Source organism: Brevundimonas denitrificans (assembly GCF_030160755.1).
In the GTDB taxonomy this organism is placed as follows: Bacteria; Pseudomonadota; Alphaproteobacteria; order Caulobacterales; family Caulobacteraceae; genus Brevundimonas; species Brevundimonas denitrificans.
Genome location: NZ_BSOY01000143.1, coordinates 1 through 1166 on the forward strand (window position 1 = coordinate 1; position 1166 = coordinate 1166).

At 73.2% G+C, this 1166-nt stretch carries 1 protein-coding gene; it reads right to left on the bottom strand.

Annotation, left to right across the window (positions count from 1 at the left end):
• Positions 1-178: 178 nt before the first annotated feature.
• Positions 179-1009, bottom strand: a complete 831-nt coding sequence (locus tag QQJ79_RS15365; protein ID WP_284223803.1) for a TIGR02587 family membrane protein — start codon at positions 1007-1009, stop codon at positions 179-181.
• Between the last annotated feature and the right edge of the window lie 157 nt (positions 1010-1166).

Sequence of the window (1166 nt, forward strand, 5' to 3'; positions counted from 1 at the left end):
CCGGCGGGGCGGACCTCGCCGAGCCGGGCGTCGAGCCGGGCCGGGTCGCGGGGGCCGGACGCCTCGATCGCGGTGAGGACCAGCACCGCCAGCACCAGCAGCAGGCCGAGGCCGCCCATGATCCACTCCAGCCGGGCGGGCGCGGCCTGGGCGGCCGGAGATTTCCTGCGGGCGGCCATCAGACGAGCAACCGGGCCGCGGCGGCGCCGATCGCGCCGGGGAAGGACAGGACCACCACGGCGTCCACGATCTCGGCCAGGCCGTGGCCCTCGGTGCGTCCGAACACCCACAGCACATAGAGACTGGTCAGCAGGACGAGGCCGTAGCCGGCGAGGGTGAAGTGGACGAAGGCGGCCAGCGGCCGGTCGCTTTCCTCCTGACCGGCGAAGCCGACGCGGTAGACGATGGCGTGCATGACCAGCAGCGACACGGCCACGAGCGCGGTCACGTGGACGGCGGTCATGCGGTAGGCGATCAGGATCATCTCCTCGGTCGGCGCCATGTTGAGGGCGAGGAACAGCGCCCCGGCGACCATCAGGAACAGCTCGCCGGGATAGGCGGCCTGCTCCTCCTCCCCCACCTCTGACTCGCCCGCGCTGAGCTGACGGCCGGCGAGCAGGGCGCCCATGGCCCCGGCGACGGCCTGAAGGACGATCTGGCCGGCGATCTGGCGGGGCGGGGCGCCGGGCTCGAGCACCCCGAACAGGGCGAGCACGATGGCGGCGGTGATGAAGCCGACGGCCAGGGCGACGAAGGTGTCGAGCAGGGCATGGCCGAGGCCGCGATGGCGGGCGCTGAAACCGGCGTAGTAGGCCAGGCCGACCAGCAGGGGGAGGGACAGGAGCAGGAAGGCGGTCAGCCTCACGCCGTCGAGGATGAAGCCGAACCACCACATTTCCATGGTCATCAGCAGGGGCAGGCTGAACAGCAGCGCGCCGCCGAACGCCCGGCCGAGATCGCGGGCGTAGTCGGCCTCACGGCGGCGATCAGGGGCGAGGCTGGCGTCCATGCAGACGGCAACGCCTCAGGCGGCGCTCCGCTCCCGCTACTCCGGGAAGGCGGCGAGCAGGGCGTCGAGGGCGCGTTCGATGCGGGCCCAGCCGGCCTCGTCCAGGGCCCGCGTCGAGGGCGCGTTCGATGCGGGCCCAGCCGGCCTCGTCCAGGGC

Excerpts from the sequence above, each read along its gene's own strand:
- QQJ79_RS15365 (WP_284223803.1), bottom strand. The coding sequence starts at position 1,009 with ATGGACGCCAGCCTCGCCCCTGATCGCCGCCGTGAGGCCGACTACGCC.